General features: G+C 44.9%; 1 pseudogene. It reads right to left on the reverse strand.

Annotated elements, in window-relative coordinates:
- Window positions 1-1,258, reverse strand: a pseudogene (locus tag HMPREF2607_RS02295) (hypothetical protein); the annotation flags it as partial.

Genomic DNA, 1,258 nt, shown 5'->3' on the forward strand with positions numbered 1-1,258 from the left:
AAGTGCTTCAATCTCAGAATCACAATCAGTCTCTAATTCCGAGTCAGCATCAGAGAGTGCATCGGTGTCTGAATCACAATCAGTCTCTAATTCCGAGTCTGCATCAACAAGTGCGTCTGTATCAGAATCCGTTAGCACATCAGTTTCTGAATCTGTGTCGGAATCAGCAATCACATCCGAATCAGTCTCTGCGTCAGCCTCAATGTCAGAATCAGTCAGCGCATCAGAGTCGGTGGCATTGAGCGCTTCAGTTTCAGTGTCACAATCAGTTTCTAATTCTGAAAGTGCATCAGTAAGTGCTTCAATCAGTGAATCACAATCAGTCTCTAATTCCGAGTCAGCCTCAGAGAGTGCATCGGTGTCTGAATCACAGTCTGTCTCAAACTCCGAGTCAGCGTCAGTAAGTGCTTCAATCTCAGAATCACAATCAGTCTCTGCCTCAGCCTCAGTGTCAGAATCAGTGAGCGCATTTGAGTCAGCTTCTACATCAGCATCCTTGAGTGCCTCTGAAAGCACAAGTATTTCAACTTCGTTGAGTATATCAGCAAGTCTTTCAGCCTCAACAAGTGTATTTGAGTCATTGTCTGCGTCCGCTTCAGCATTAGCCTCAGAGTCAACTTCTGTAAGTACCTCAATTTCAGAGTCTGCATCAACAAGTGCGTCTGTATTAGAATCACAGTCTGTTTCAACCTCAGTTTCTGCGTCAGTCTCATCCAGCGTCTCAGCTTCAGCAAGTGCATCTGAGTCAGCCTCTGCCTCAGTATCGACTTCAGTAAGTGTCTCAATTTCCGAGTCACAATCAGTATCGAACTCAGAGTCAGTTTCAGCGAGTGCCTCAGTGTCTGAATCAGAATCTGTTTCAAACTCAGTATCACTGAGTGAGTCACTTTCAGAAAGTTCTTCAATTTCTACAAGTGAGTCTGTATCGTTGAGCGAATCGCAGAGTGCAAGTGCATCTGCCTCAGAATCCGCTTCATCAAGCGTTTCAGTCTCAGAGTCCGCTTCTACATCGGCATTCTTGAGTGCCTCTGGAAGCACAAGTGCTTCAACAAGTATTGCAACATCATTGAGTACCTTAGCAAGTCTTTCAGCCTCAACAAGTGTATCTGAGTCATTGTCTACATCAGCATCAGCAAGTACATCTGCCTCAGAGTCAACTTCAGTAAGTGTCTCAATTTCCGAGTCGCAGTCAGTATCGAACTCAGAGTCAGTTTCAGCGAGTGTGTCTGTGTCTGAATCACAATCAGTGTCTAATTCA

This window comes from Streptococcus sp. HMSC078H03 (assembly GCF_001808655.1).
Lineage (GTDB): Bacteria > Bacillota > Bacilli > Lactobacillales > Streptococcaceae > Streptococcus > Streptococcus salivarius_G.